The organism is Terriglobales bacterium (assembly GCA_035561515.1).
Taxonomy (GTDB): domain Bacteria; phylum Acidobacteriota; class Terriglobia; order Terriglobales; family Acidobacteriaceae; genus DATMXP01.
The window spans coordinates 1-3288 of the sequence record DATMXP010000005.1; the positions used below are offsets into that span (position 1 = coordinate 1).

A 3288-nucleotide genomic window follows, 5' to 3' on the forward strand; every position below is an offset into this window, starting at 1 on the left:
GTACATCCGGGCCTATTTCGAGCGCTACGCGGGGGTGCGGAGGTTCATCGACGCGACCATCGCGGAGGTGCGAAAGACGGGTACGACCCGCACGCTATTCGGGCGCGAGAGGCCCATCCCCGATATCAATTCCCGCAACCCCAATGCCCGCGGTTTCGCCGAGCGCACGGCCGTGAACTCGCCGCTCCAGGGCACGGCGGCGGATCTGATCAAGCTCGCAATGGTGCGGATCGCGCGCAAACTCGAAGGCTATCAGGCGGCGCTGCTGCTCCAGGTGCACGATGAGCTGGTGCTAGAGGCCCCGCCCGACGAGGTCCGCACGGTCTCCGCAATGGTGAAAAGTGAAATGGAAGGCGTCGGGGAACTGGCAGTGCCGCTGGTGGTGGACGTCGGGTCGGGCGTGAACTGGCGAGACGCGAAATAGCAGGGGGTGTATTAGCCCGAACGAGGTGTCTGCACGAGGACCACTTCAACGGATGGGCATCTCATGTCGCAGGAGCCAGTTTCCGGTAAGCCCACATTACGTCCACAACCTCCGCAGTTGCGTTGGTTTCCGGTTAGCGAGTAAGTAGCCCCGCAACGGCTCGCACGCCATGTCGGCAGGACGGGGCTGTGGCCCATCTGTCCGGCATCGTCACAGCAGAGGCGCCGATAACTCGTATACAATCGAAGCCATGACGCCGGCACCAGCGGTTCCGCGGTCACACGCCGAACAGGAATTCTGGCGGATGTTCCACTCGCTGCCATCAAAAGCAACTACGGCTACCTCAAGGTTCACAATCTCGCAGCTGCAGAACGTGCCATCTACGATCAGTATCAGCGTGACGCGCATTTTTGGACGCTGACGACCTATTCCCTTCAGACCACTTTCTTCATTGCGTTTGGTCGGATTTTCGATCGGCGTCGTGATACATTCTCGGTCCACAAACTCGTGGAGACCACGGTACAGCATCCCGACTTCTTTTTAAGAGCAGCACTGAGGGAGCGAAAGCGGCAGGCTTTTGACATCACTGGCCCGGATCCTCAATGGCTTCTGGATTATGTGAGCCAGGCATGGGAGCCAAGGACCGCTGACCTCGAAGTGCTGCGGGACGCTCTCGTTCCGCACTACAATACTTTCAAGAGCATCTACCAACCAATTCGGCACAAGTATTTTGCCCACCGCGGAGTGGACAGCCAACAGGCGATCACTGCCTTGTTCAGCCAGACTCTGTTTGGCGACGTAGCTCGCATTCTCGGCTTCCTGCACACGTTGCTGTGGGCCATTCAAGAGATGGCATCGAATGCACGACGCCCAGACCTAACGAATCTAACGGACTTCAACAAATACGTACGGAGCCTGGATGAGCAGATCGAGCAGTTCGTCCGAAGGCTGGCTCTTCGTTAAGATCACGCCCTGCGCGGGAATGCGTCCAACCGTTACGCGCCTCTGAAGTTGCAAAGAGCAGGACGAAGTGTTGAAGCAAGCTGAGGGATAACGGCCGATGCCCGATGGTCAACCGCTTCGAATCGACAACATTGATCCTCCCTTCGACGATACGGACCTGAAGGGAAAGCGGTATCTCTACCACTACACTAGGGCCGAAGTGGCACTGGGCCATATCTTGAGGGACGAGCGCCTTCGTCTCTCTCCCTACTCGGATCTGAACGACCCCAAGGAAGCAAAAGACTGGATCATGACTGTCGGCGCTGCAACAGACGGTGGCGCGACGGCTGGGAGAATATGGTGCGAGATGTCGGAACGCATCAAGGGCAGGACCCGTCTGCTGTGCTTCACTTCCGATGGCTATGGCTTGAAGCGCGAGCCGCAAGACATCGACGATTTCTGGGAAGCGCGGGGCTTTGCACGCCCGACTATGTGGGCGCACTACGCCGAGAATCACCGGGGAATCGCGTTAGTCTTCGACCGCAGGAAGCTGTTAGCGAATGCCATTGCGGAGCTGAAAGCAAAGGGCCAACTTCACTATGGCCATGTAAGCTATCGGATGCTCGATGAAGCCGACGGATGGTCCGCCTTCTCTTTCAACAGCGCGGATTGGGAGTCGCTGCCCGCTTACCAAGGTGTCCTGCGCCACCTTGAGCAGCACCGTCGCTGGCTGTTCTTTACGAAGCACCCAGATTGGGCGTCTGAGCAGAAATGCCGAATTGTTGGCTTCGGCGATTTTGAACGTCACGAGTTCATATCGACTAAGAGTGCATTAGTGGAGATCATCTTCGGTGATCGGGCCAGTGCTGCAACCGCGAATCGCTGCTATGAGTTCGGAGCCAAGCTGGGCGTAATTGTCTCAAAAGTTGATTGGCACAATGGTCGCCCGTATCGAATGATTCAACAGCACGCACCTAAGATGGTTGCGAACGGCCCGCCCTGATCAGACGGCGATCTCTAATTCAACCGCTTTAGCGATGTGCGTCTGGGACAGGCGCTAATCGCGAGCGCTACGAAGCGCCCGCGGACGGCGTCCGACGTTCTGTCTGCGCCCGGGTTCCGAACGGTATACGGGGGTTTTCGGAAAGTGGCGGTTCGCCGAGCAGCGGCTAGCCTCACTTGTTCTCCTGCGGAGAAACCACGGTTCGTGATTTCAGTTTCTTTGGCCGGGAAGATCTGACGCGTTGGTCATGGACCAGAGCAAGGTGGCCGAGCTTGACAGGCAGGCCGGGTGGCCGAGCTTGACAGGCAGGCCGAAGAGGAGATCGGGGCGAAAGAACGTGCGTTGGGTGCTTTACTGCAGCATCGGAAGGATCACGGCTGTTGAAGTCGCGCCAGATCCCTCCCATGCTGATTCTAGCTATGGCTTGCTCACCCAGGTGTGGTCGGCGCCTGGCTCCTTGGCTTTGGGCTGTTCCTGCTCCTTGTTTGCGCGCCCGACTGGTATGCGGCTGCGCAATCCACCTGGTGCTTGTCGAGTTCAGCCTGGGTGTTAAAGAGCCGTCCGCACAGATCGCATCTGAATTGGTTGGTTCCGGGACCGGCTGGTACTGGCATGATTTCCCTCCAGCGGGAATCAGGGCAATCGGGAGACCAATGTGAGCGCAGCACAGCGGCGGCGCAGGTGGTCCAGCGCGGTCTGGGCGGCGAAGGAACGAATGCGTGGGCGGTCGCCCAGGAAGACCCGGTGATGCACCTGACAGCCGGTGGGATCGGCCACGGCCATGTAGACCGTACCGATGGGGACCTTTTCGCCGCCGTCGCCCGGTCCGGCCGAGCCCGTGATGGCCACTGCGTATGTGGAACCCGCGCGGCGGCGCGCACCGAGCGCCATGGCTTCGGCGGTTTCGGCACTGACGGCC

The 3288-nt window shown here is 59.2% G+C and carries 5 protein-coding genes; 4 read left to right on the plus strand and 1 reads right to left on the minus strand.

Going from position 1 to position 3288, the window contains the following annotated elements; translation table 11 throughout:
* Positions 1-424: DNA polymerase (locus tag VN577_01140; protein HWR13403.1), on the plus strand; the 424-nt coding region annotated here is incomplete at its 5' end.
* Positions 425-634: 210 nt separating this feature from the next.
* Here the strand turns inward: VN577_01140 and VN577_01145 are convergent.
* Positions 635-952, minus strand: a complete 318-nt coding sequence (locus VN577_01145) for a hypothetical protein (GenBank protein ID HWR13404.1) — start codon at positions 950-952, stop codon at positions 635-637.
* Here VN577_01145 and VN577_01150 point away from each other — a divergent pair.
* The 3 genes from VN577_01150 to VN577_01160 form a co-directional block, all read left to right on the plus strand.
* Positions 842-1387 carry a hypothetical protein gene (locus VN577_01150; protein HWR13405.1) on the plus strand — a complete coding sequence of 182 codons (546 nt, stop codon included), beginning with the start codon at positions 842-844 and terminating at the stop codon, positions 1385-1387. The two genes, VN577_01145 and VN577_01150, sit on opposite strands and share 111 nt — an antisense overlap.
* Before the next feature lie 97 nt (positions 1388-1484).
* Positions 1485-2369, plus strand: a complete 885-nt coding sequence (locus VN577_01155; GenBank protein HWR13406.1) for a DUF2971 domain-containing protein — start codon at positions 1485-1487, stop codon at positions 2367-2369.
* A gap of 612 nt (positions 2370-2981) precedes the next feature.
* Positions 2982-3288 (plus strand): hypothetical protein (locus VN577_01160; GenBank protein ID HWR13407.1); only part of this gene is annotated, 307 nt, incomplete at its 3' end.